The sequence below is a fragment of the Shewanella denitrificans OS217 genome, assembly GCF_000013765.1.
Classification (GTDB): domain Bacteria; phylum Pseudomonadota; class Gammaproteobacteria; order Enterobacterales; family Shewanellaceae; genus Shewanella; species Shewanella denitrificans.
In genome coordinates this window covers 3,592,045-3,615,715 of sequence record NC_007954.1, presented here as the reverse complement: position 1 = coordinate 3,615,715, position 23,671 = coordinate 3,592,045, and the positions used below count along the sequence as shown (strand labels likewise).

The window sequence follows — 23,671 nt, the reverse complement described above, 5'->3', positions numbered from 1 at the left end:
AGTATGAAAAAAGGGCTAGGGATGCAGTTTAGTTTAACTTTGCTTATTACTTTAACGATTGGGCCGAGGCTCAATCAGGGGTTCGTATCGCTCGGGGGCGGAACATGAATTGGCTTAGTAACATTTCAATTTTTAAAAAAGTGGCAATAATTTTTATTTTATCTGTGATTATTTTTGCAGTTAACTTAGGCATTAGTGTCGTTGCCATCAATAAAAACCGTGACACCATGGACTTCATGCAGACTAAGGTGAGTCAGAGAATAGAGCTTGCCAATCAAAACGTCATTTTTATCGAAAGGCTCGATGAACTTTATACGCAAGCGGTATCCTTTGCCGATGAAGATTTAATAAAAACGGCTAATAAGACCTTCACCTCTTTGAAGAATATCTTGACTCAACTGGGGGCGATAGACCTTGAACAGGCACAGAACTTGTCGCAGTTGTCCGCTCAGCTAGAGCAATATAATACTATGACCTTAAATTTAGCCACTAGCATGCTAGATGGTACCGCCGATATGTCTAAATTGGGGGAGATCAGTAAGGCTAAAGCGAAAGTGTTTTCTACACTCACCAGTGGCATTCAAGAATACAAGAAAGCCAAGGTCAATGAATTTAGTCTGACTATCAAGGAAGCGGGGGACCGCTCGGATCAAAGCCTGTATTTAAGCTTGTCTATCGGACTTGTTCTCTTGATTGTGATGGCGGTAACGACCATGTCTATCGCCAGATCCATCAGCGGCTCGGCAAGCAATGTGGCGGACTCTCTCGGTGAACTTGCCGATGGTAAAGGAAACTTAAAGCATCAACTGGAGGTCAGGGGTACGGATGAGCTGAGCCAAGTGTCGGCTAACTTTAATCGCTTTCTGCGCTTACTTGCAGGCTCAATTCAACAAGTGGTGAATGTCACTAGCCCCTTGTTTGAAAGTGCGCATACCTTAAAAGAGCGTATGTCTGTGGCCACTAAAGCGACTCAAAAGCAGAGCCGCGACGCCAAAAACGTGCAAACTTCCATGGAAGACATGCGTCACAGTGTGATCGATATCTCTCATAGCGCGCAGCAGGCGGCAGAGGCCGCTCATGTGGCAGAGCAAGAAGCCACCGATGGCCTCGCTGTGGTGCAGCGCACCATTAACATTTCTCAGGAGTTAAATGCCGGTATTGAGCTTGCCTCGAATTCAATTAATGAACTGGCTAAAGATACCGTCAGTGTTGGCTCAATTTTAAACGTCATCACCTCCATTGCCGAGCAAACCAACTTATTGGCCTTGAATGCGGCCATCGAAGCAGCCCGAGCCGGAGAGCAAGGGCGAGGTTTTGCCGTGGTAGCTGATGAGGTGAGGGCATTAGCCTCCAAAACCGCCGATGCCACCAAGGAAATACGCTTGGTACTTGAGCGTTTAAAGGGGGCGGCAGAATCGACGGTTAATACCATGGGCGGCGCGATTACTAAAGCCTCTAGCAATGAGAAGTTTGCTCAAGATACTGGCAATGTGCTTAAGTCGATTCAAGCAAAGATTGTGAGTATTAACAAGATGAACACCGATATCGCATCTTCTACTGAGGAGCAGTCCAATGTGGCGACCCTAGTGGGGAATAATGTAGTAGAGATGAATGCCTCGTTCGATCAAACCTTGCAAATTCTCTCCGAAGTGAGGGATGTATCAGAAGGTTTATTGGGCCTGGCGGACGATCTTAAGAGCGCCACCTCGCAATTTAAACTTTAGCCTTTAAGAGCTTAAATTGTATTTTTAGCTTGTTTTATGTTTGGAGGGGAGTTGATCAAAGTCTGAAATTTGTCTCATTAATAATTATAATTTTTAATTAAGTATTAAAATAAAATTGCGGCACTCTCCTTGAAGGATGGTGTCGCATTTTTATAGGGTGAATTAATTATTAAATAAAGTTAAATTATTAAATGAAAATATTAGCGTAGCAAAGAATATTGCTTTTAGTGTTGTTGGTATTAAATAAGTTTTAAATTCATGAGAAAGTATTACAAGCATTCTTGATTTGTCAGCCTTATTGATGAAATAGAAAGTGTTTTTTTAAAACCAATACGGTCAAGCTGTATTTTACCTCCGCCTGGGTTCGTCCTTGTCACATAAATGTTTATTAATCCATTGATTTAATTCGAATTTTAAACTTTCGTTGAGTAGGGTTGATAATTAATGTTAATAAGTTGTTATCTTTTTTGCTTTTTGAAAAACCTTGTGCTAGTTTTTTAATGGCATTAATTTTTCATGTTTTCATGGTATCTAGTTTGTCAATGTTGAACTCTTCTTGTGTAAGCTTTACCTGCTATCTTGAACTTGATAGAAAAGGGTAATCAAGATCTGTTTCTGTAGGGAAATATAAAGCTCACTCAAAGCATGAAATTTACATTTCGATTTTTTTTATGCTTTGTCTCGGTGCTTTTATCGCAGCATTTTATTGCAGCCTTCTATTGTAGAGATGTGGATGAGGAGTTGATTTTTGTTACTGTCATGCACGAGTCATATCGCATTTAGACTCAATCAATATTTAAAAAACAAATTCGAATTGTCCGAAGACATAGTCGTAGTGTCAAATTTGGTAAACCATGATGGCAGTGCCTGTGCGCATGTGAATAATCGTGTTGTGCTTTTTATTGCCAATATTGAGAAAGAAACGGCGATGAACACCAACAGCCAACTTAGGTCGGGGCATTTCTCAACGGCGAAACCTGTATTTTTAAACCTCTACTTAATGGTTTCGGCTAATTTCACAGGAACTAACTATCTAGAATCCCTAAAGTTTATCTCCAGCATCATAGGTTTCTTCCAGATGCAGCCTGTGTTTAATCATCAAAATTCCCCCGAGTTAGATGCCAACATAGAAAAAATTATCTTAGATATAGAAAACACTCAGACTCAAGAGTTAAGCAATATGTGGAGCATGTTTGGCGCTAAATATGTGCCATCAATTTTATATAAAGTGCGCATGATAACCATAGACACTAACGCTGAAGTGACAAGAACGCCGCGAATTTCCGATGCGGGTGTTTCAGTTAACCCTGAGGCTGATTGACCATGCTGAGCTATTTGCCGCTGTTCTCAATCAATCTCAAGCACAAATACTTTGCCTCATCACAGTGTGAAGGCTTGAGCTTTCACCCAAGCACTAAGACCTTAGCCCAGAGCCGTAACACTGGCGTCATGTTTAAGTCGTCAATGGCGGGCATTCAGGTGTTGTTCGATAAACAAAAACTTAACGTGATGCAGATGTATGCCGCGGATGTCGATGAGCCGCTGGAGTTCGAATTTTACCTGGTATCCGACGAGCCTAGGCTCAGTGATTTTTCCTCTTTAGGCCTTTTTAGAGCAGATGAAGTACTGACTTTCCACAAGGCCCTAGACATAAAAATAGCCGATCATATGGATGAAAGCGCTTGCTACAACTTAGCCAAAGGCGCTGTGGTTTCAAGCTTAGATTTTCAAAAAAAAGTCAGTCATGACGCGGAACCCATGGGCGATGAAAAGCGCTTAAGGGCGCAGTCGTTATTTTTTATTCGTTTGCAGTTATCACCAATCGATTTGAGTTTTCTTTATGAGATGGCGGTCAACAAGCCACAGCCAGTGCAGTTTTTGGCAACAATCGATAATAGCCGTGCTCATTGGGAATACAGGGTGAATGGCCCAGCCATGAGCCAGGAATTTAGCATCATAGATAGGCAAGGCGCGGTCAATTTTTTACTGAAAAATATTGAGTCATGCGCAAGCGGTAAATCCACAGCCATCTTTAGAAGTGATGCAGAAATTGAGTTGAAAGAGAGAGCGGAAAATCATTTTCAACTTATTGAAAAGCGAGCCAGTGGCAACAAGGTGGTAATTAGTCGTTTGCCTGTGGCTCAAGCTGGGAAAGGGTATCAAGAAGTCATTGATAATAAATTAATTAAAATTTCTGAAATTTTCGTTAATTTTTAACTTTAAAGGAATAAATTATGGGCGTGATGAAAACACCTGGTGTGTACATAGTTGAGAAGAATGCATTTCCGAATTCGGTGGTCGAAGTAGCAACCGCCGTACCCGCCTTCATAGGTTTTACACAGAAGGCCATTAATGGCAATAAATCACTACTCAATAAACCCTGGCGAATTACCTCGATGGCGGAATTTCGCCGTTACTATGGTGAGGCACCTGAGCCTGAGTTTGAGATAGCTGAAAAGCCTGCCGACTCCTTAGAGGATGCGGCAATTGTAATGGGGGATAAATCCTATGTGATCTCTCAATCCAATACCAAATACTTACTCTATTACAGCATGATGTTGTTTTTCCAAAATGGCGGTGGCCCTTGCTATATCGTCTCAGTGGGAAATTATACTAACGATGTTGAAGCGGCAAAATTACTGGCAGGCATCCCCACGCTACTGAAAGAGCAGGAACCCACTATGCTGGCAATTCCTGAGGCTATTTTGCTCGCCGAGGATGACTGCATCAGTGTTCAGCAAGCATCCTTAGCCCATTGTGGCGGGGTAATGCGCAATCGCGTGGCGATTCTAGATGTGTGGAACGGCCATCTGGATAGGCAAGACCCAAGCGGTGATTGCATCGAGAGTTTTAGATCTAAACTTGGCATCAACTATCTGGATTTCTCCTCGGCCTACTACCCTTGGCTACACACCACCATAGTGCAGGACAGCGATCTGAGTTTTAAAAATATCGCGAATACCGATGTGCTCATTGGGCTGTTAAAAGAGGAAGTGACGGCAAGTTTTACCGATCTCGACGGCTTGACTGATGATCAGTTAGCCAGCCCAAGTAATAAACTCAGGGTGGCCAAACGTGATCAGATGTTGACCGAGGTCGACAGTCTAGCAACTGTGGCTGGGGACGCTCAAATTGTGCTGTTGAATAAAACCTTAAGCTCCATGAGCCCATTGTACATGAGCATTTTATTGGACATTAAGGGCAAGCTTAATTTATTGCCTCCCTCAGCCTGCATGGCTGGGATTTATACCATGGTGGATAACGCCCGTGGTGTGTGGAAGGCACCGGCTAATGTCAGTCTCAATGCCGTGGTTTCTCCTGCGGTGAATATCTCCCACGATGAACAAGAAGATCTTAACGTTACCACCCAAGGTAAGTCCATCAATGCTATCCGCACCTTTATCGGCGAAGGCACCTTAGTTTGGGGCGCCAGAACCTTAGACGGTAATAGCCTGGATTGGCGTTATATCAGTGTGCGCAGAACCATGATCATGCTGGAAGAGTCGATTCGTCTTGCGGCGAAAGCTTATGTGTTTGAACCCAATACCGCCAATACCTGGACCACACTTAACAGCATGATAACCAACTTCTTAACCGGAATTTGGAAGCGGGGTGGCTTGGCTGGTTCAGTGCCTGCAGATGCCTTCAGTGTCAGTGTTGGCCTTGGCAGCACTATGACAAGTGAAGATATTCTCGAGGGCATTTTACGCATCACAGTGCTAGTGGCTGTGACCCGCCCAGCAGAGTTTATTGAGATCACCTTCCAGCAGCAGATGCAAAAATCTTAAGCACTGAATTGCGCTACGTGGATTTATTTAAGTAAGAGTTAAGGAGAACAATATGTCAGATGATGGTTCAAAACAGTCAGCTAATGTATGGCCAATGGCGAAGTTTTATTTCGAAGTGAAATGGGCCGGCGGTGCGGGTGAAGGCATGGTGTCATCTTTTCAAGAAGTATCAGGATTAGATGTTGAGGCTCAGGTCATCGAATACCGCGCAGGAGATAACAAGATTTTCTCCACCATAAAAATGCCGGGAATAGTGAAAACCAGCAACGTCACCTTGAAGAAGGGTATTTTTGCCAAAGACAACAAGTTTTATGACTGGTACAGCAAGATCAAGCTCAATACTGTGGCCCGTACTGCAGTGACCATAAGTCTGCTAGATGAGACAGGGTCACCCACCATGGTATGGACCCTAGCGAATGCTTGGCCCACGAAAGTGACAGGAACAGATCTTAAGTCCGACGGTAACGAAGTTGCAGTTGAAACCATAGAGCTGGCCCACGAAGGTTTGGCCATAGTGAATAAGTAAGGTTAGTTATATTAACCCTAAGCTCACCGCCAGTCAGGTCAGCAATCGATGTTTTGAGTGCTGGCCTGATTGGATTTTCATTGAGCTTTAATGCCTAGAGGATAACCCATATGTCCGATGGTTCTACCCAAGATGAAGGGATCTGGCCGGTACCCGCCTTCTATTTCAAGGTGGCTTTTCATGGCGCGAAAAATAAGTCCGATACATCCTTTCAAGATATTAGCGGCATAGGGTCGCAAATCGAGACGGAAGATTATGTGGAAGGTGGGGAAAATCGCTTTGTTTATCAGCTTCCTAAGTCAATTAAACACAGTAATCTTACTTTGAAGCGCGGCATGACTAAGCTAGATTCATTTCTGGTTAAATGGTGTAAAAGCTTCTTCGATGGTGACTTTAAAACCGCCTTGGAACCTAAAGACTTGTCGGTGCACTTGTTAGGGGAGAAAGGCACAGTGATCCGCAGTTGGAATTTTTTTCAAGCCTATCCAGTGAATTGGAAAGTCGACAGCTTTAACTCGACCAAGAATGAGGTTGCCATCGAAGAGGTGGAACTCAGTTATCAATATTCCAATCGAGTGATGTAAATATGGCCATAGAAATTAAACAGTTGGTGATTAAATCCAGTGTGGTGGAAGGGGGCGACAGTGGCAATGTGGCCTTAGTAACAGAAGCCGAGCTGGAACAACAAAAAGAGCAATTATTAAAGGCCTGTCTGCGGCTCATTAATCAAAGGCAGACAGAAACCCGTGAGCGTTAAGGGGGCAAGATGGCTAAAAAGATGACCATAGAGACTGAGGATGGCGCCAGTAAGTTTGAATTGATGTTAAACCCATCGAGTTTTAATCATGGTTATGGCATCAAATACGACGATAAGAAGAAAAAACCCTTAGGCACAGCGGCCTCAGAATTGAAATTTGCCGGTTACGACAACGAAACTTTAGACTTCACCACAGTGATTGATGGTACAGGTGTGGTGAAAACCACTCAGCCCATAGATGTTAACCAGCAAATCAGCGCCTTCAAGAAAGTGGCCTATAACTATGTTGGCGATAAGCATGAACCTAACGTGGTGCACCTGAGTTGGGGGACCTTGTATTTTATCTGCCGCCTCACCAGTTTTAAGGTCGAATATGTGTTGTTTAAGCCTGACGGTACCCCACTCAGGGCTAAGCTGAGCCTCACCTTTTCTGGCTACATGACCAATAAAGAAGAAGCACTTAAATCTAAGCGCTCCTCCCCAGATCTCACCCATATCATAGAGTTCAAGGCCGGCGATACCTTGCCTTTACTGTGCCATAAAGTGTATCAGGACGGCTCGTATTATATGGCGGTCGCCAAGGCGAATAATCTCGCCTGTTTTAGGCAGATTAAACCTGGTACTCGGCTCATTTTTCCGCCTCTTATTTAGGCGCTATTGAAGATGTTACAGGACGGAAATGACTATGGCGGCATCCCCATTAGCCAATAGCGATGGTGTAGTAAATTACAGTATTAGCGCCGATGGTAGTGCGCTGAAGGAGAGCATTAATGTGCTCTTGATTGAAGTGAACACTGGGGTAAACCAAGTCCCCATGGCGCGGTTTGTGGTCAGTGACGGTGACATGCCAGATAAAGATTTTCCTGTCAGCACTGAGGCCTGCTTTAAGCCCGGTACTAAGATAGTCATCAAGGCAGGTTATGCCAGTGAAGCCAAGGTGATTTTTAGTGGCATCATCATAGGCCTTGGCATTTCAATTGGACGCAATAATGACTCCAATTTAATTGTCGAATGTAAAGATCAATGCGTGGCCATGACTATAGCTCGCAAGAGTGCCAATTATGTAAAGCAAAAAGACAGCCAGATAATCGAAACCATCATAGGGCAATACGGGAGTCTCAGTAGCCAAGTGACGGCGACAGAGTCCCAATACAGTGAGTTGGTGCAATTTAACTGCACAGATTGGGATTTTATCTTGGCTCGCGCCGAAGTGAATGCGTATCTCGTGTGTGTCGATGCTGCCAAGGTGACAGTGGCGCCGCCCAATGTCAGTGACGCCAGCGTCTTAACTGTGACCTATGGCGAAGACCTCATCGACTTTCAAGCGGATATCGATGCTAGGTATCAGCTGTCATCGGTAAAGAGTGTCTGCTGGGATCCAAGCGAGCAGACCAGCCAAGAGCAAGAGGTGGCATCCCAAAGCTTGAATCAACAAGGGGATTTATCGGCAAAAGATCTGGCCAGCACCTTGTCAGTGGATGACTTTAGATTGCAAAGCGGCAATAACATGGACACGGCGTCACTCAAGGCGTGGGCCAAAGGCCAGCAGGTGAAGTCTGGGCTTGCGCGAATTCGCGGCAAAATGACGTTTCAAGGCAATGCTGCCGCCAAAATTAACACCCAAATTGACGTGCAAGGGGTTGGCAGTCGTTTCAATGGCGCGGTATTTGTCAGCCGAGTGCGCCACGAAATAGTCGATGGCCAATGGTTAACCGACATAGAGTTTGGCATGTCGCCGGCCTGGTCGAGTGAGTATCGGGATATTACAGCACCGCCTGCCAGCGGGGTGTTACCCGCGGTGGAGGGCTTGCAAATAGGCATAGTGATGCAGCTCGATGGCGACCCCATAGGCCAGAATCGCATTCAAGTTAACGTGCCTGTGATGCAAGCCAAGACCCCTGGTGTCTGGGCGCGTTTGGCAAGTTTCTATGCCTCCAAAGAGATTGGTAGCTTCTTTCTGCCTGAGGTGGGTGATGAGGTGGTACTGGGATATTTTAATAATAACCCCAGTGAGCCGGTGATTTTAGGCAGTCTTTACAGCAGTAAGAATCCGCCTCCTTACGAAATCGCGGCGGACAATGACACTAAGGCTATTGTGACTCGCAGCAAGCTTAAGCTTGAATTTAATGAGAAAGACAAGGTGATCACCATCATTACTCCGGGAAATAACCAGATAGTTTTCAGCGATAAAGATAAGTCCATCCTGCTGCAAGATCAAAATAACAATAAAGTGGAGCTGAACAGCAGTGGCATCAGCCTAGACAGCCCCAAAGACATCAAGCTCAGCGCCAAAGGCAGCATGACCTTAGATGCCGTCGGCGCCATGACCATAAGCTCAAAAGCCGATGTCAAAATTAACGGCATGAACATACAGCAAACGGCGCAGATAGGCTTTACCGCTAAGGGCAGTGCCAGTGCAGAGCTCTCAGCATCTGGGCAGACGACGGTCAAAGGCGCCATGGTGATGATAAATTGAGGAGCAACTGATGCCACCAGCTGCAAGAATAACCGACATGCATGTGTGCCCCATGGTGACCCCAGGTCTGCCGCCTATTCCCCATGTTGGTGGCCCCATCATAGGACCTGGCGTACCGACAGTCTTGATAGAGAAATTGCCCGCCAGCGTGATAGGGGACAGCTGCGTCTGTGTTGGACCGCCAGATACGGTAGTGAAAGGCTCAGCCACTGTGATGATTTCGGGCAAGCCCGCAGCAAGGCTTGGGGATTCGACCGTGCATGGGGGCAGCATAGTGCTGGGGGCCATGACAGTACTCATAGGTGGCTAACTAAGACATAGCCCGATGAATGAGGTATATCGTCAGCCTCTTGGCTATAGGCAAAAAGCGAGTAAATGCACGGCAATTAACAGATAGCGAGTCTCAAGGTCAATGGAACAAGTGCCAAGGCTTGGGGGACACAATGAGCTTCAGGGAGGGTGCCATGAGCGCAGATAAGTCATTTTTAGGTACAGGGTGGAGCTTTCCACCACAATTTACTGGCACAAGTCGAGAGGTCGCTATGGTCAGTGAAGAGCGAGATATTGTCGAGAGTCTGGCTATTTTATTGTCGACGAATCCCGGTGAACGGGTGATGGAGCCTGACTATGGTTGCGGCATAAAAGCCATGGTGTTTGAAGAAATCAATCAAGCCACCATCACTAAGCTGACCTTTGTTATCGAAAGAGCCGTGCTGTTTTTTGAGCCACGCATCGATTTAGAGCTGGTGGACATAGAGACTGAGCATGCCCTTGAGGGCCGCTTGGACATAGGCCTGCAATATCGGGTTATCACCACTAACGCACGACGTAACATGGTCTACCCCTTCTATATTATGGAGGGCACACTGGTTGAACTCTAATGCCCTTAGCCGCACACAGGCACAGTCTCTCACCTTAGGTAGCCGTCAGTGCGACAGGCTCAGCGATGCCTTGCTTGCCGGACATTTTGATGTGGATGAAATGTCTTTTGAAACCTTGTTGGTGCTGGCGAAACAGATAGCGGCTAAGTTGCACTTTTATAATTTGGATAACCACAGGGACGGCAGTTGGGAGCCCATGTTCCTTGGCAATGAACTGGTGATTATCGCCATGTTGCAGACGATTAATACTCGTCGAAAAACCATGGAGTTTGAAGAACAGCTCAAAGGGGATATTGATCAGAGTATTGGCATCATTATCGAGATTTTTAGTCAGATAGATGTGAGTTACCGCGCTTTAAAAACCTCAGACAGTAAGGCGGCCCATGAGCTTTGCCTAAAAATATCCTCAGTGATAGATAAGAAACTTCTTGAACAGTTACAGGCGTTTAAATCAATTGCCGCCGGCGCCAATTCAACCAATAAGCCGCAGATGGCGCAGATGGCGCAGTTTATCGCCTCTCTGGATCCACTCTGGGGGATGGAGGCTCAACAAGAGGAGGGGGGAAAGGAATTAAGTCCACAGCTGCAAGTCTCGACACTGAGGCAATGTTTTACCACTTTGTTGAACGTGGTCCGTTTCTTACAAACTGATATTCATATTTATATTCAAGATCTTAAAAAACAATCGGATCACGCCCCCGCCTTAGGGCTACTCATGGCTTTTCTGAAACTTTATCGCTTGAGTCAGCAAGAACTCAATCGCTTTACCATGAAGCACTTAGATTTCTACTACCAAAAATTGCTTAAGTTTACCCCAGAACAGCCTAAGCCTGAGTCCTGCTATCTGGTGTTCAATCCCAGTAAGGGCCTAACCAAGCCCTGCGTACTGCCTAAGGGCACTGAGCTCACCTGTGGTAAGAATGCTCAGCTTGAAGACATCATCTTTGCCTTAGATGAAGATTTGCTACTGTCGAACATCAAGGTCAGTTCTGTCCTGAGTCTGTTTCTGCACCGAGACCCGCTTATCTCCCCTGAGAGTGAACTGCATTATGTGACCCAAGTGGTAAAGAATCGACTCGATTTGGACGCAAAATCTGTGACTGAAGATCATTTTCCCACCTTCGGCGCCAATTCGCTATTGGGCAGTAAAAACCGTCACCCCGCTGAGTTAGGTTTTGGCATTTCGGCGCCCATCTTGAACCTTAAAGAAGGCCGCAGGGATATTTCCTTGGTCATTGCGCTCACCGAATATCAACAAATCAACGCCCATTCCCTATACCAACTGGTGATGACGAATAACCCGACTCAAAAATTGCAGCTGTTGGCGGGGATTTTCAGCGAGTTATTAAGCAGTGAAGCCAGTAACGAACTGGCGAGTCTACAAGGGAGCGTCCAGCCTAAGGGCGATGGCCTTAATGCTTATACTCAATTATTCATAGATACCCTTAAGCCTTGGCAGCGCAATGCCATCTTTGGAGCAAGCGCTGCAGGGGCACGGCAAGTCATCTATAAGCATTACCTGCTGACATTACTTGAGCTTGCAACGTCTGAGGCGCATTTTTATCGCACCTTAGGGCGTATTTTTAGCCGTCATACCTTGGCCTGCCTTGAATGCTGTGGCCAAAAAGACAGTGCGCCAGATGCAGATGGCAGCCAGCAATTAAAACAATCCCAGCAATTAAAAAAACCGGCCTGGTTAACGCAGCTGGATATTCATGTTATCGAGGAAAAAGCTAAGCAATACAATGAAAGCTCAGGCTTAAGCCGTTTGCTGCGACTACTCAAGCAAGATCAGCTGCGCACCTTCTATGAACTGTATGAAACCATGTTTGAGATTAAAATTTCTACTCAAGATGGCTGGCTTGAGATAGGCAGTTACCGTGTTAAACCTTTGAACAATAAAATCAAAGGTGATGATTTAGGCCTGTACGGATTTCAATTTGATATTCCTCTCAGCGCAGATATCGCGGCTATAGTGCCGTGCGATCCCGCTGTCCATGGTGACAAGTGGCCAAGCGGCGAACCTTGCATTCAATTCTCAATTAAGCCTTTGTCGACCTTTTTCCCCTATTCCATCTTTAGAAACCTCATCTTAAGTGCGGTCAACATTGATGTGACGGTGAAAGGGGTGACAGAGCTTGTGGCTTACAATAATCATGGCCGTCTGGATCCTTCCAAGACATTTGTGCCCTTCGGCGCTCTGCCAACACTGCACAGCTACCTTATTCTGGGCAGCGAAGAGATGGCCATTAAACACATTAAAGACATAGAGATTAATATCGATTGGGCGCAGTTGCCCATGGGATTTGGTGGCTTTAGAGAACATTATCTAGGTTATAGCCATGGCTATACAAATCAGAGCTTTAAAGCCAATATTCAAGTGCTTCGCGACGGAAACTGGGTCAGTGGCTCACAGAATAAACGCTTTAACTTATTCGATACTCAGGCAAGTTCTGAAAAACCTCTGGCCCACAAATGCCTGTCAACCAGTGTGGTCAATGAATTTAAACCCGTCACAAGAGGCCGCGCTGAGCTGGAGTTTGACTATAACCTCAAGAGCCGTAATGGTTTTATCAAGCTTGCCCTAACGGCGCCGCAGCCAGCTTTTGGTCATCAAGAATACCCAAGTCTACTGACGCAGACTTTATTAACCAATGCCAAGTCAAAACGCCCAGTGGCACTGCCTAATGCGCCTTACACTCCAACGATAGATAAATTATCACTCAATTATCACGGCGAGACGGTCATTTTTTTGCACCCTTTGAACCAGACAAAAAACCTAGCCCACCACAGTGTGACCCATATTCACCCCTTTGGGTTTCAGCAAATTTACCCCCTTAATGAATCGCGACGTCAAGGCGAGCAGCAAACCCTCTTTCCCCGTTATGGCTATGATGGCAATTTATTTATTGGCTTAGTGGCAAGCGCCTTGGCCGATGAAATTAGCCTGTTTTTTCAATTCGATGAGAAAGCGAATTTAAATAGAAGCGAGGGGGGGAGTGATATTCGCTGGAGTTATTTGGTGGATAACCATTGGCATGCTTTCAGTGAACGGCAGATTATATCTGACTCTACCTCAGGGTTTATCACCTCTGGCATAGTCACCCTCAAGCTGCCCAATACTATGACAGCTAACAACAGCGTTATGCCTTCGGGCCAGTATTGGATAAGGGCATCGGCCAACCGAGACTTGAGCTGCTATGGCCGCTGTTTATCGGTCTCGGCCCATGGGGCTAAGGTCACGCGGCAACTGAGAAGTGATGAAAGCGGTGAAAGTTTAAAGGGGCTTCAAAGCTGGAAGCCGATGCAGGCCATAGTGGGGCTTGGGCAAATCAGTCAGTTGACCCCAAGCTTTGCAGGCAGAACCTTCGAAGGTGAGCGGAAATTTAAGCAGAGGGTGAATGAGCGTTTAAGGCATAAGGGGCGCGCCGTCAGCCCTTGGGATTATGAGCGATTAATTTTACAGGAATTCCCCGATGTTGATCGGGTCAAATGCTTTGCCAACCTTAAATATTGCACCCAGGGAACTTTCCCTGGGCACATATTGATCTTGGTGAGATTAAATGTCCCCCATTGCGGTCATACGCCCTGTGATAATTTTCATGCCAGCAGCGAGATGCTAAACCGCATCCAGAAGTATATTTCTGGCCTATGTTCGGCGTTTGTGAAACTTGATGTGCGCAATCCTATTTATGAAAGCCTGCAGGTACGCTGTGCGGTGAAATTCACTCAAGGGGAGCATCCTGGGTCTGCCATTTCTAAGCTTAATCAAGAACTGTGTGATTTTCTTTGCCCTTGGTCAGAGCGTGGCAATGGCGGCTTTGGCTGGGCGTTGAAAATCCAAGATATCACGGCTTTTATTCGCCATCGTCCTTATATCAAGTTTGTGACTCAGGTTTCCGCCTTACAAATAGTGGCTGGAGAGCAAGGGGAGTTAGTGAATTATCGCCTTATCGACAGCGTGAATGCTAAGGGGATGACACCTGAGGCAAGCGCTACTGAGCCCCTCATTCAGGGCAGTGCGCCTTGGTGCCTCTTGATGCCATTTAGTCACCATGTCATTGACTTGGTTGATGATGAGTATGAGCGGGTGGCTCGCGTCACTGGGGTGGATGAATTGGAGGTCGGTGGTAACTTTATTGTCAGCGATGGGCCTAGTATTTATGAAGAGCGTGATGAAGCGCGTGATGATGCGCGCCTAAATCAAAAAGGAAGTCAGCATAATGGCTAAACGTAACAGGAGCACGCTTAAGAATTATTTTAGCAAGGGTTCATTGCCTTCCTCTGAGCATTTTTCCGATCTTATCGACTCTTGCCTCAATAGTTTAGAAGAGGGCTTTGATAAGTCAGTCAATGAAGGCTTTAAGGTGTCCTCCCTTGAAGAGGATGCTCATCTTTTGAGTTTTTATCGGCAAAATGCCCCCCAGCAGCAACTCTGGTCGATTAAATTTGATACACAAATCGATGCCTTACTTTTTAGCTCCCCTAATGCCCAATATGCAACTCAAGAAAGTGGCGCAGCGGCGAATGGCAATACCGGCGGTGTGAGTGGCGAGAGTCAAGGCCCCCAGAGTGTATTGGCCTTGTCGCCTAATGCTTGCGTGGGCATAAATTGCGATCGCCCCACTCATACCTTGGAAGTCAATGGCACGCTGAAAGCCAGTGGCAGAAAGGGCGGCGCGTTTGAGGAGGAATCTCCTGAGATTTTACCCGTGAGAGCCGATGGTAACTGGCACAGTATTTCCCCTAAATTAGAAGGCTGCCAAGCTCTGGAAGTGGTGGCTGGGGTTGGCATTAAAAGCACTGGTCGCTATGGCATGCTGCGTGCGATCGCCATGAACGCTTGCGATCCCGACGCTTGGTGGTTTGATATTTTCAACTGGTTTAATGTTAAAACCAGTATCAAGAGCCAGCATGCCTATTACACCTCTTCAGCCGATAAGTTATGCCTTCGCTGGGTGAAAGAGAGTAAGACAAAAGGTGACGGCAGCGAGGCTTATCGGCCCTATTACTTGCAGATCCGCAGTAACACTGATTATGGCGAAGGCGTATATATCCGCTATCACATCACTAAGCTTTGGTTCGATAACTATATGCAGGAATGCATACTGACTAAAGAGGAGGCGGGTGATGAAAGCTAGCGCTTCTATAGCCAGACACGATGTAAAAAAAGATCCCTTAAGTTTTTATAGTCTGCGAAAGGCTGGGATAGGCTATGCGCAGCAATTTTCCGGTGAGATTTGGACCGATTTTAATGCCCACGATCCCGGTGTCACCATTTTGGAACAGCTCTGTTATGGCCTTAGCGAATTAAATTACCGCACAGATTTTAATGTTGAAGATCACTTAGCTCAGCCCGATGGCTACCTAGACTTGACTAAGCTTGCACTAGCGCCGCCGGAAGACATCATGCCTTCTCGGGCTTGCACCGCTGCCGATTACCAAAATCTGTTACTCGATGGCATAGAGGAAATAGACAGGCTGTGGATTACGCCGCTGACATCTGATTATTTGGGCCTGTATAAAATCGAGCTTCAGCTCACCCCCACTCAGCGCAGCCTGTGCCAGGCTAGGCCTTCCTTGGCCGATAAAATCATCGATAAGGTATCACAGGTTTTTGGTAAAAATCGCAATCTAGGGGAAGATATCGGTGAGATATGCATCATAGAAGATAGCGGCTATGAGTTAGTGGCTTCTCTGGAACTGAGTGATAATTACAGCGCCGAACATCTGCTCTCCAAAATTTATCATGTTTGTCAGCAGTGGTTGATGGGTGAATTACTGATTGAAAATTATGAAGATCTTAAAAATCAGGGCCAAGAATTAGATAACATACTCTTAGGCCCCAAGACACTTCATGGCCGCTATCAAATTATCGAGGGTCAAACAGCGACAGGCTCAAGAACCTTGTCTTCACTCTATTCACAAATTCGCTCTATCGAGGGGATAGACGTCATCAAGCATCTGGCTTTGACCGAACCCCGCCGCCGCAGTTATGGCAGTCCGGCAAAAGCTGCGCATGTACAGCAGACTCAGTCAGAGGCTCACACGCAAGCCCCAGAACCCGCGCAGGCCCAAGAGACGACTGAGCAGGGGCAGATTATTCGCGACAAGTCTTGGCTGCATATCCCCGATGATCCACAGGACATTAACATCACGCTGCAGCGCAATGGCCAGCCAGTGAAGATAGATTTTGAGACCTTTAGATCCCATGTGGAGCACAGGCAGTTTAAGCAATACTCAATGCGTCACACGCGTCAAGAAGTCTCTAGCCTCTATCAAGCCATAGAAGGCAGCTACCGCCAGCTAAATCAGTATCATTCGGTGCAGCTGCACTTTCCGGTTCACTATAATTTAAGCCTGATGGGGGTGCAGGTTTCAGGGGATCCTCTGGCTAAAGCTAAGGCCAATCAATTAAAAGGATACTTGCTTATTTTTGATCAGTTAATGGCAAACTTTTCAAAAAATATCAATAACCTAAAAACATTGTTCTCCATAGATAAGCAAAGCACGCAGAGCTATCAGTTTTACCATTTCGAGCCAACGTCCTTAAAGGATATCGGCACTTTTTACCCTGAGTCACCTAAAGCCATTTTCGATGAGCTACTGGCAAAATTTGATCATTTCTTCGACAGGAAAGGCCGAGTACTGGATTATTTATTGGCCCTCTATGGTGAATCATTAGATCAAACCCTGTTGCGACAGTTTAATTTTTACGACAGCCAACGTGGGTTAGAACAGCAGTTATTGGACAATAAATATCACTATTTAACCTCTGTGGTGGCCTTGGGCCGGGACAGAGGTGCGGGTTTTGACTACCGCAGTTATCGTGAGTTTGAGCGCAATATCGGCGGTTTTCAATGTAGGCTAAGTTGCCATTTGGGCATGCAGCTGATGCGCTGGCCCTATATGAGCAGCATCAAGCGTCAACCTTTAGATATAGTGACAGATCACGCATTCCAGCAAGCCAACTTTAGTCATCATAATCAAGTGATGTTAAATGATGCCATGGCGAAAAATCTTATCTCCATTCCCTTAATGCATGTGCCTATGGCCCAGGATGAGAAAGCCATTGCCAAGATGTTTTTGTCACTTTTGCCCTTTAAGCACAATGTGATAGGTGAGACCTTTTTTCGAAAAGGCGTCGATATTAATCACTTTAAGTTGGTGAAACGAGAGAGAGACTCGCAATATGACCTCTTCTTTACCCTGCAACAGGGTCGGGATTTAAACGCTCAAGATTTGATTTCACACCAAGACATGAGCTGTTATTTAGGCTCAAGTGCTGATGTCACTAAGGCCAATCGTCTGGCTAATATTTTGCGCCAGCACTTAGTATTTCTTAATCGCAGCTGTGAAGGCATTTATGTGGTCGAGCATCTGTTACTCAGACCCGAGGCGCGAGCACAGAGTGAAACCTCTGCCACCCATAACCCAGCATCCGCCACTGATAACCCAGCATCCGCCTCAGAGAATCCAACATCCGCCCCTGACTGCCAAAGTGCAGCCGAAAATCAACATGGGGCACAGGAATGTGCAGCAGAGGAAGACTTCTACTCATTTAGGCTGTCGGTGATTTTTCCGGGATTTAGCGCCAGATGCGCCGATGCTGGCTTTCGTCGCCGCGCCCAAGAAATCGTCAGGGCTCAGTGTCCGGCGCATATCTACCCTCAATGTTACTGGCTAGATTTTGCCAACTTGTGCGAGTTCGAACAGACTTATATGCAGTGGCAAGAGCTCAGGCGCGCTTCACACCAAGCCAGTGAAGAATGTCAGCACAGTGCTAAACAACTGGTGACCTTGCTGAAGGGATATCAAAGCGCCTCCCTCGGGGAGGAATATGAGCAGTGATCTGATGGGCCGAGATTATGGCAGCCACAAGCACTTGATAGAGCGGGCCATATTAGATATTCAGTTCGATAGCCAGCCGCTGGCCGACGAGTTTCAAGCTCAGGCGCAGGCCTTTATGTTGCACCAGTTACTGCCCGCCATCGATGAGGTCTTCGAGCAACATAGCCAAGAGACTTGGGTACTTAGCATAGAGACATTGGTCATAGACTTAGGTGAGTTATCTGGCGCTAATTATCGCGAGCATTTAGTCACTAGAGTGAGTCAGGCATTGGCTCTGCAGCTCAATAGCTTGGCGAAAACATCTGAGAGCGCAAGTGGCGCAAGGCTCATTTCTCAACTGACGCCCAAACTCACTCCCAAGCTAAGCACAGGACTAAACCCAAGCCCAAGACCCTCGCAAGGGCAGGCAGCAACAGGGCAAGACCTCAACCCGGACTGGCGCCACCAAGATATTTCTGAGCTGAGTTTTTATCAATACCCCAAGGCAGAGTCCAGTTGGCGACAACTTAAGTATTTTCTCGAACATGGCAACCTATCTTGGAATACAGACGCCAGTGGTTTTTATCAAAAGCCGGATACTTGGACTGCATGGTTTGAAGCGACTGTGTTTAATCATTTAGCCGCCCTGAGTGAACTCTTGAAAACCTCCTCGACGCGAGCGGCGATTCTTGTGCGTTTGCTGCGGCAATTAAACACAGACAAGAGCATAGCCTGCCTGTTGGCGCTGCAGGTCGGCAGGCAGTTAAGTCAGCTTAAGTTTTTAGTAAAACTTATGTTCAATCATGGCGCCGAGGCTGAGTTTACTCACACACAAAGGCAGTTTTTTACCTCATCAGGCTGGCTGAGCCGTGCAAGCTTGCAAGAGCAGCAAGCTGTGATGGCAAAGCTCTTTATGACAAGCCTTTTTATGTCAAACTCATCTATGTCGAGCCAAGCGTCAATTAACTCATCGCTACTTAGCGTGTGCAGCCAGTATGCCCCTAGCGCCAAGAAGGCTGAATTCACCCTATTGTTTGCCGCCATGAGCCAAGTTGCCAGTCAAGATGGCTTACAGAATCAAAGAGACAAGCAAGCCCAGACTCAAAGTCACGCTAACGACTATTCAAAAAACCACAGCGAAGCAAGCTGGCAAGCAAAAAATGAGCTGCACCAGCGTCAATCCACAGCTGTCACCAACCAAGCTCGGCAAGGCTATATCGCCCTATTAACCCAAGCCTTACTGCAGGGGAACTATAGAGGGTTACTCTCCATTTGGCCGTTGACAACCCAAGTGTTTGCTAAAGAATTTGTGAGTATACTGAATTACTTAGGCCAGCAATATTCGGTTAGGCATGCCTTAGCCAGCGGGCTTACAGAGCCCATGTTGCTTGACATTCTCACGCTACTTGAACCCAGAGAAAGCCGGTTCATCTTAGGATTTAGGCAGCTTGCCCTAGCTCCTTTGCTATCTAAGCAAGCCCTAGCCAACCAAACCATAGCAAATCAAGCCACACAGCAAGCAGTTGCTAAGCCGCAAGACCCGTTGGATAAAGGCACTGATGCCAATTCATCTTATGCCAATTCATCTTATGCAAGTTCAGCGCATACTGGGGCTGTGGATCACACGGCTGCTCATCAAAAGGCGACTCTTCAAAAAGAAAGGGCGAGCCTCCAACTCATGCCCTTGGCTCAGAGTCACCAGGTATTTTGGGAGTTCACCTTAAGCTACCTGCTGGTGGACAGAGGCAGTGCGTTTAACCGTAAAGCCTATCTTTACAGCATGATAAAGCAGGCTGCGGCACACCAAAATGTCAGCCAAGCGCAGTTGCATCACTCCTTGTATCAATCCGTCATCAGCCTGCCCAAGGATTCGCCGCTTACCAGAAACCTGCAACAATTGCTCAGTGACCTTAGCTTTAATGGCGATGCTATTAGTGGCAATGGCTTTAACAGTAAGCAGCAGGTTGTTGAAGGCATGAAGTCCCATAAAGGCCAGCCAATAGGAATGGATCACCTTGACGAAGAGGCGCGATTAATTGCCCTTCTTGCTATGGCGTTGACTCAAGGTCGAATAGGGTTAATGGCTAAGCATTGGCGCAGTTATATCGGTGAGCACAGGCAGCTACTTAGGCAAGGATTGACTCTCTATGGCCAAGATAGGCGCGCTATCAAGTTAGTTGTCGCTCACTTTACGCATAAGATGCTGCACGAGCTGTTGACTGTGCTGGCACCTAATGATGCCGCTCTTATTTTGTCTATCATGGCGCAGACGGCGTTAATGGGGAAAACCTCTGGGCTATCTAAGCGAGCTGCCATAGAGCAAGACTCAGCCTTAGTTTCAGCAAGCACCAGTGCTCAAGCGGCTATGCTTGGCCCAGGGCAACACCATAAAGATGCTGCGGTGAGCGACAAGCAGCTGTGGCAGTTTAGCTTAAGTTACCTACTGACAGAGCGCGGCTCAGTATTCAATAAGCTCAGTTACTTAGGTTATCTGACTCAGCAAATGGCGGCTCATCACAATCTCAACCACCAACAGCTAGTGCGCGGGTTTGTCCGCTCCTTCTCTTATGTGAGCAAACCTTCGGGGCTGCAACAAGAGATGTTGGGTCTACTGGTGTCTTTGCTGATAAAGCCCATGGACTTAGGCGTTAACAATGCCACTGGGCAGCAATCGAGTGTAGATGGCGAAACCCCAGTGTTATCGACAGACTCAGGTTTAGGCGCTGATTTAGAATCAAAATCAGTTGAAGTAGCCCCAGTACTCGACACAGAAGCCGTTCAGCAGAACCCCGCCTTGCAGCATCTGCTGCAAGGTTTTGTGCTCGCCCTCGAACTTGCCGATAACGCCAGTTTAGCCAAGCTGCTGGGGCAGGCGAGTGAGGGCGTAAAGGCAAAATTCAGGGCCATTTTATTGCACTATTTGTTTAGGAATGAGTTGCAGAATGGGGCCCATGGTTTACCCCAAGAGCTACCCAATGAGTTAGCCAAAGATATGGACTGGGGTGATAGCGACAGCGAAGCGCAGATAAAACGCTATCTATTGGCACTATCCAATGCCAGCCAGTTAAGTCTTTTTAACTTATTGGCGCCCCATTTGAGTCAGGCCTTGGCCGTGTTGTTAAACCCAGACTCGCTGTTGCTTGTAGAGGCAAGCAAGAGCTCAAGCCAAACGACATGGCTTAAGCTTAGTTTGCCAGCTCTATTACTGGATAAGCTAACGCGCTATAGCCTCAGCCAAGGCTTGAGTTACTCAGCAAACTTAGCAACACAGCTATGGCTGATATGTTGGCGTTTTATCTGCATTGAGGCCGAACGCGGCGGGGATATCAAAGCAAGTTTGGCCAAAACTCGAGAGGCAAAGCCTGAAGCTTTTATCCGATTTGTTATTTTGCAGATGGCACAATACCGCAACTTACCTCTTGAGTCCTTGTTGCAGGCCATGCTTAGGGCGTCAAAAAATAACCATGAAATTGGCAGTAGCAGCAGTGGCAATAGCAGCAATGTTAGTCGACATAGAAATGCGCCCCAATGGCTAATAAACCTACTTAGTCAGTGGCTTGAGGGGCACAGGGCGCCTCAAGCCGCTAGTTTAGCAAGAGAAATAGCTGGGAAAGGCGCGATTGCTGAGCAAGAAACGGCTGAGCAAACACATCAGGCCGAGACGGAGACAAGCTCAGTCGCCAGCTTATTTGACTTAGTGCAATCCCAGCAATGGCTGCAGCAATTTTTTACCTTGGTGGCAGGCTTAAGCGCTGCCAAGGCTTATAGATTCGAATCTGAGGCCAATGGCTTAGACAATGGCTCAGAACATGAAGCCAATAGCCAAGAGTTGAGGCGTTTACTCAACTTGCTGAAGGGGTTATCTGCCAAGGATTTTGTGCATCTTGCCGCGCTGATGCCGGAAAGTAAGATGCAACTGGCCTTGCTGCAATCCATTGACTGGAAGCATCTTGCTGCACACCTCTCCAGTGCTGAAGGTGTTAAATTAGGCCAGCTGCTGACCGTTCTTTATCCAAGCCTTAAGTTAACCGAGCTTGCACGCTTGAACTCAGGTTTAGCCTCATTGAGTACAGCCGCATTATGGCGCCGCTCAGTTATAGGAAATTCAGTTATAAAAAACTCAGTTATAGGAAGCTCAGTTAGCGAGAGTTCAGTTGATGGCAACTCAGTTGAAGCCAGCTCTGATAGCGAAAGTTCGGTTAATGACAACTCAGTTAATGGCAACTCAGTTGAAATGAATAATGAACAGGCAATAAAACTCGCCCATAGCTTATTGCATGACATACCCGCTGAGTCTGCAGACTTGTTGACCCTAAGCCTTGAGGACAGGGCTAAGCTTGACCCTAAACGCCAAAGTGCACGGCTTGCCACTATGCTGAAGGCGTTATTGCAAACCCTTGCTGGCACTGACTTGAGTCAATGGCCGCGCCTCAGTGAATATCTCGGGCTAAACCTAGCTAAGAGCCCGCTGGGGAAAGGGGTAGATTTAGGGGTTAAGTCCCTGTTAGCCCATGATAATGAGGCATTAAAAATCTTGCTGTTGCAAAATATGCATCGAGGGCAGGTGATGGATTTTATGCTTGCCCTAAGGAGTGACACTGAACTTGTTGAACTCATGACGTTTTGCTATGGCAATGCATTCACAAGCCTTTATTTGAGGCTGCAAAGTTTAATCTATGACAGCCCCAGCTTAGTTCAATTGCGCCGCGGCTCCCCTAGGATTTTTTGGACATTCATCTGCCAGTACCTGGCTAAGCATCACTGCAGTCATCACTACAGCTCTCACAGCAGGCATCACAACATGAGTCTCCATAAGGCTGAAATGGCCTTTTTGCAGTGGGCGTACTCGAAACAGCGTGCCATTAAAACACGCTTCTCCACCTTCGCGGATTTCTTAACTCAAGTCAGGCTTGAGCTTAGGTTTACACCTAGCTTGAAACAAGACATTGAGCTTAAAGGTGAGGGCCTGCCCCGCCCTAAAGGCGTTATTAGCGAGCCTAAACACAACTTATCGAAAACGCCTAAAACGTCCACAAGGCCCCCAGTATCAGCACCCAAAGCGCTGGAACCATTGGCCGAACTCGAAGCCCTCATCTATGGCGATAAAAGTAAAAATGAGGATAAACAACAGGATGAGGGGCTGGATAAAATTTATGTCGCCAATGGGGGCTTAGTCTTGATAGCGCCTTATATTGGCCGGCTTTTTACTCGCTTAGCCTTGACTGAGAAGGGCGAGTTTATTGATGAGCAAGCGCGGGAAAAGGCGCTGCATCTACTGCAGTACATCGCCTATGGGCGAGAGGGGGCGCTGGAGTTTCAGTTAGGTCTCAACAAGATCCTCTGCGGCATGAAAACCACTACACCTTTAAGTCATCGGCTAGTGTTAACCCATGAGGACAAGAACACAGCCGATGGGCTGTTAACTGGGGTTATCCAAAATTGGACTGGCCTTGGCAACACAAGTAACGACGGCTTGAGGCAAACCTTTCTGCAAAGAGAAGGGGTGATAACCCTAGAGAAAGAAGCGTGGAAACTGCGCATTCAGCCTAAGGCCTTCGATGTACTGCTCGATAGCCTTCCATGGAGCTTTGGGGTAATTAAATTGCCTTGGATGGAGCGAGTTATGCACGTGGAATGGCGCTAGCGGGGCTGTCTACGCCGTTTTATCAGCTAAGACTTAAGTGGAAGA

15 protein-coding genes are annotated in these 23,671 nt (G+C 46.8%); all 15 read left to right on the top strand.

Translation table 11 applies throughout. The features are described 5' to 3' along the window. Positions 1-104 precede the first annotated feature (104 nt). The 15 genes from SDEN_RS15650 to SDEN_RS15585 all read left to right on the top strand — a co-directional run bounded on the left by SDEN_RS15650 (position 105) and on the right by SDEN_RS15585 (position 23,626). Positions 105-1,724, top strand: coding sequence for a methyl-accepting chemotaxis protein (locus SDEN_RS15650; RefSeq protein ID WP_011497436.1), 1,620 nt, complete (start codon positions 105-107; stop codon positions 1,722-1,724). 748 nt (positions 1,725-2,472) lie between these two features. Beyond that, the gene (locus tag SDEN_RS15645; protein ID WP_011497435.1) at positions 2,473-3,045 is read left to right on the top strand and encodes a DUF4255 domain-containing protein; all 573 of its coding nucleotides are present in this window, start codon (positions 2,473-2,475) and stop codon (positions 3,043-3,045) included. Between the two features lie 2 nt (positions 3,046-3,047). Beyond that, the gene (locus SDEN_RS15640; protein ID WP_011497434.1) at positions 3,048-3,941 is read left to right on the top strand and encodes a hypothetical protein; all 894 of its coding nucleotides are present in this window, start codon (positions 3,048-3,050) and stop codon (positions 3,939-3,941) included. A 17-nt stretch (positions 3,942-3,958) separates the two neighbouring features. Then, the gene (locus SDEN_RS15635; protein ID WP_011497433.1) at positions 3,959-5,512 is read left to right on the top strand and encodes a phage tail sheath family protein; all 1,554 of its coding nucleotides are present in this window, start codon (positions 3,959-3,961) and stop codon (positions 5,510-5,512) included. 52 nt (positions 5,513-5,564) lie between these two features. Beyond that, entirely contained in the window at positions 5,565-6,038 is a 474-nt protein-coding gene (locus SDEN_RS15630; RefSeq protein WP_011497432.1) for a phage tail protein, read from the top strand. A gap of 110 nt (positions 6,039-6,148) precedes the next feature. Further along, the gene (locus SDEN_RS15625; RefSeq protein ID WP_011497431.1) at positions 6,149-6,622 is read left to right on the top strand and encodes a phage tail protein; all 474 of its coding nucleotides are present in this window, start codon (positions 6,149-6,151) and stop codon (positions 6,620-6,622) included. Positions 6,623-6,624: 2 nt separating this feature from the next. After that, positions 6,625-6,795: a DUF5908 family protein gene (locus SDEN_RS20575; protein WP_157599872.1), complete on the top strand. Its 171-nt coding sequence runs from the start codon at positions 6,625-6,627 to the stop codon at positions 6,793-6,795. 9 nt (positions 6,796-6,804) lie between these two features. Beyond that, a complete protein-coding gene (locus SDEN_RS15620; RefSeq protein WP_011497430.1) occupies positions 6,805-7,446 on the top strand; it encodes a CIS tube protein in 642 nt (213 codons plus the stop codon). A gap of 34 nt (positions 7,447-7,480) precedes the next feature. Further along, positions 7,481-9,271 carry a type VI secretion system tip protein VgrG gene (gene vgrG / locus SDEN_RS15615; RefSeq protein WP_041405848.1) on the top strand — a complete coding sequence of 597 codons (1,791 nt, stop codon included), beginning with the start codon at positions 7,481-7,483 and terminating at the stop codon, positions 9,269-9,271. Between the two features lie 10 nt (positions 9,272-9,281). After that, a complete protein-coding gene (locus SDEN_RS15610; protein WP_011497428.1) occupies positions 9,282-9,581 on the top strand; it encodes a PAAR domain-containing protein in 300 nt (99 codons plus the stop codon). Between the two features lie 19 nt (positions 9,582-9,600). Next, complete coding sequence (locus SDEN_RS15605) at positions 9,601-10,152, top strand: GPW/gp25 family protein (protein WP_198134604.1); 552 nt, start codon at positions 9,601-9,603, stop codon at positions 10,150-10,152. Next, the gene (locus SDEN_RS15600) at positions 10,142-14,383 is read left to right on the top strand and encodes a hypothetical protein (RefSeq protein ID WP_011497426.1); all 4,242 of its coding nucleotides are present in this window, start codon (positions 10,142-10,144) and stop codon (positions 14,381-14,383) included. The genes SDEN_RS15605 and SDEN_RS15600 overlap by 11 nt, the downstream gene beginning before the upstream one ends. Beyond that, positions 14,376-15,293, top strand: a complete 918-nt coding sequence (locus tag SDEN_RS15595) for a hypothetical protein (protein ID WP_011497425.1) — start codon at positions 14,376-14,378, stop codon at positions 15,291-15,293. The genes SDEN_RS15600 and SDEN_RS15595 overlap by 8 nt, the downstream gene beginning before the upstream one ends. Then, positions 15,283-18,003, top strand: a complete 2,721-nt coding sequence (locus tag SDEN_RS15590) for a hypothetical protein (RefSeq protein WP_011497424.1) — start codon at positions 15,283-15,285, stop codon at positions 18,001-18,003. The genes SDEN_RS15595 and SDEN_RS15590 overlap by 11 nt, the downstream gene beginning before the upstream one ends. Continuing rightward, entirely contained in the window at positions 17,993-23,626 is a 5,634-nt protein-coding gene (locus SDEN_RS15585; RefSeq protein WP_011497423.1) for a contractile injection system tape measure protein, read from the top strand. Before SDEN_RS15590 ends, SDEN_RS15585 begins: the two co-directional genes overlap by 11 nt. Positions 23,627-23,671: the final 45 nt, after the last annotated feature.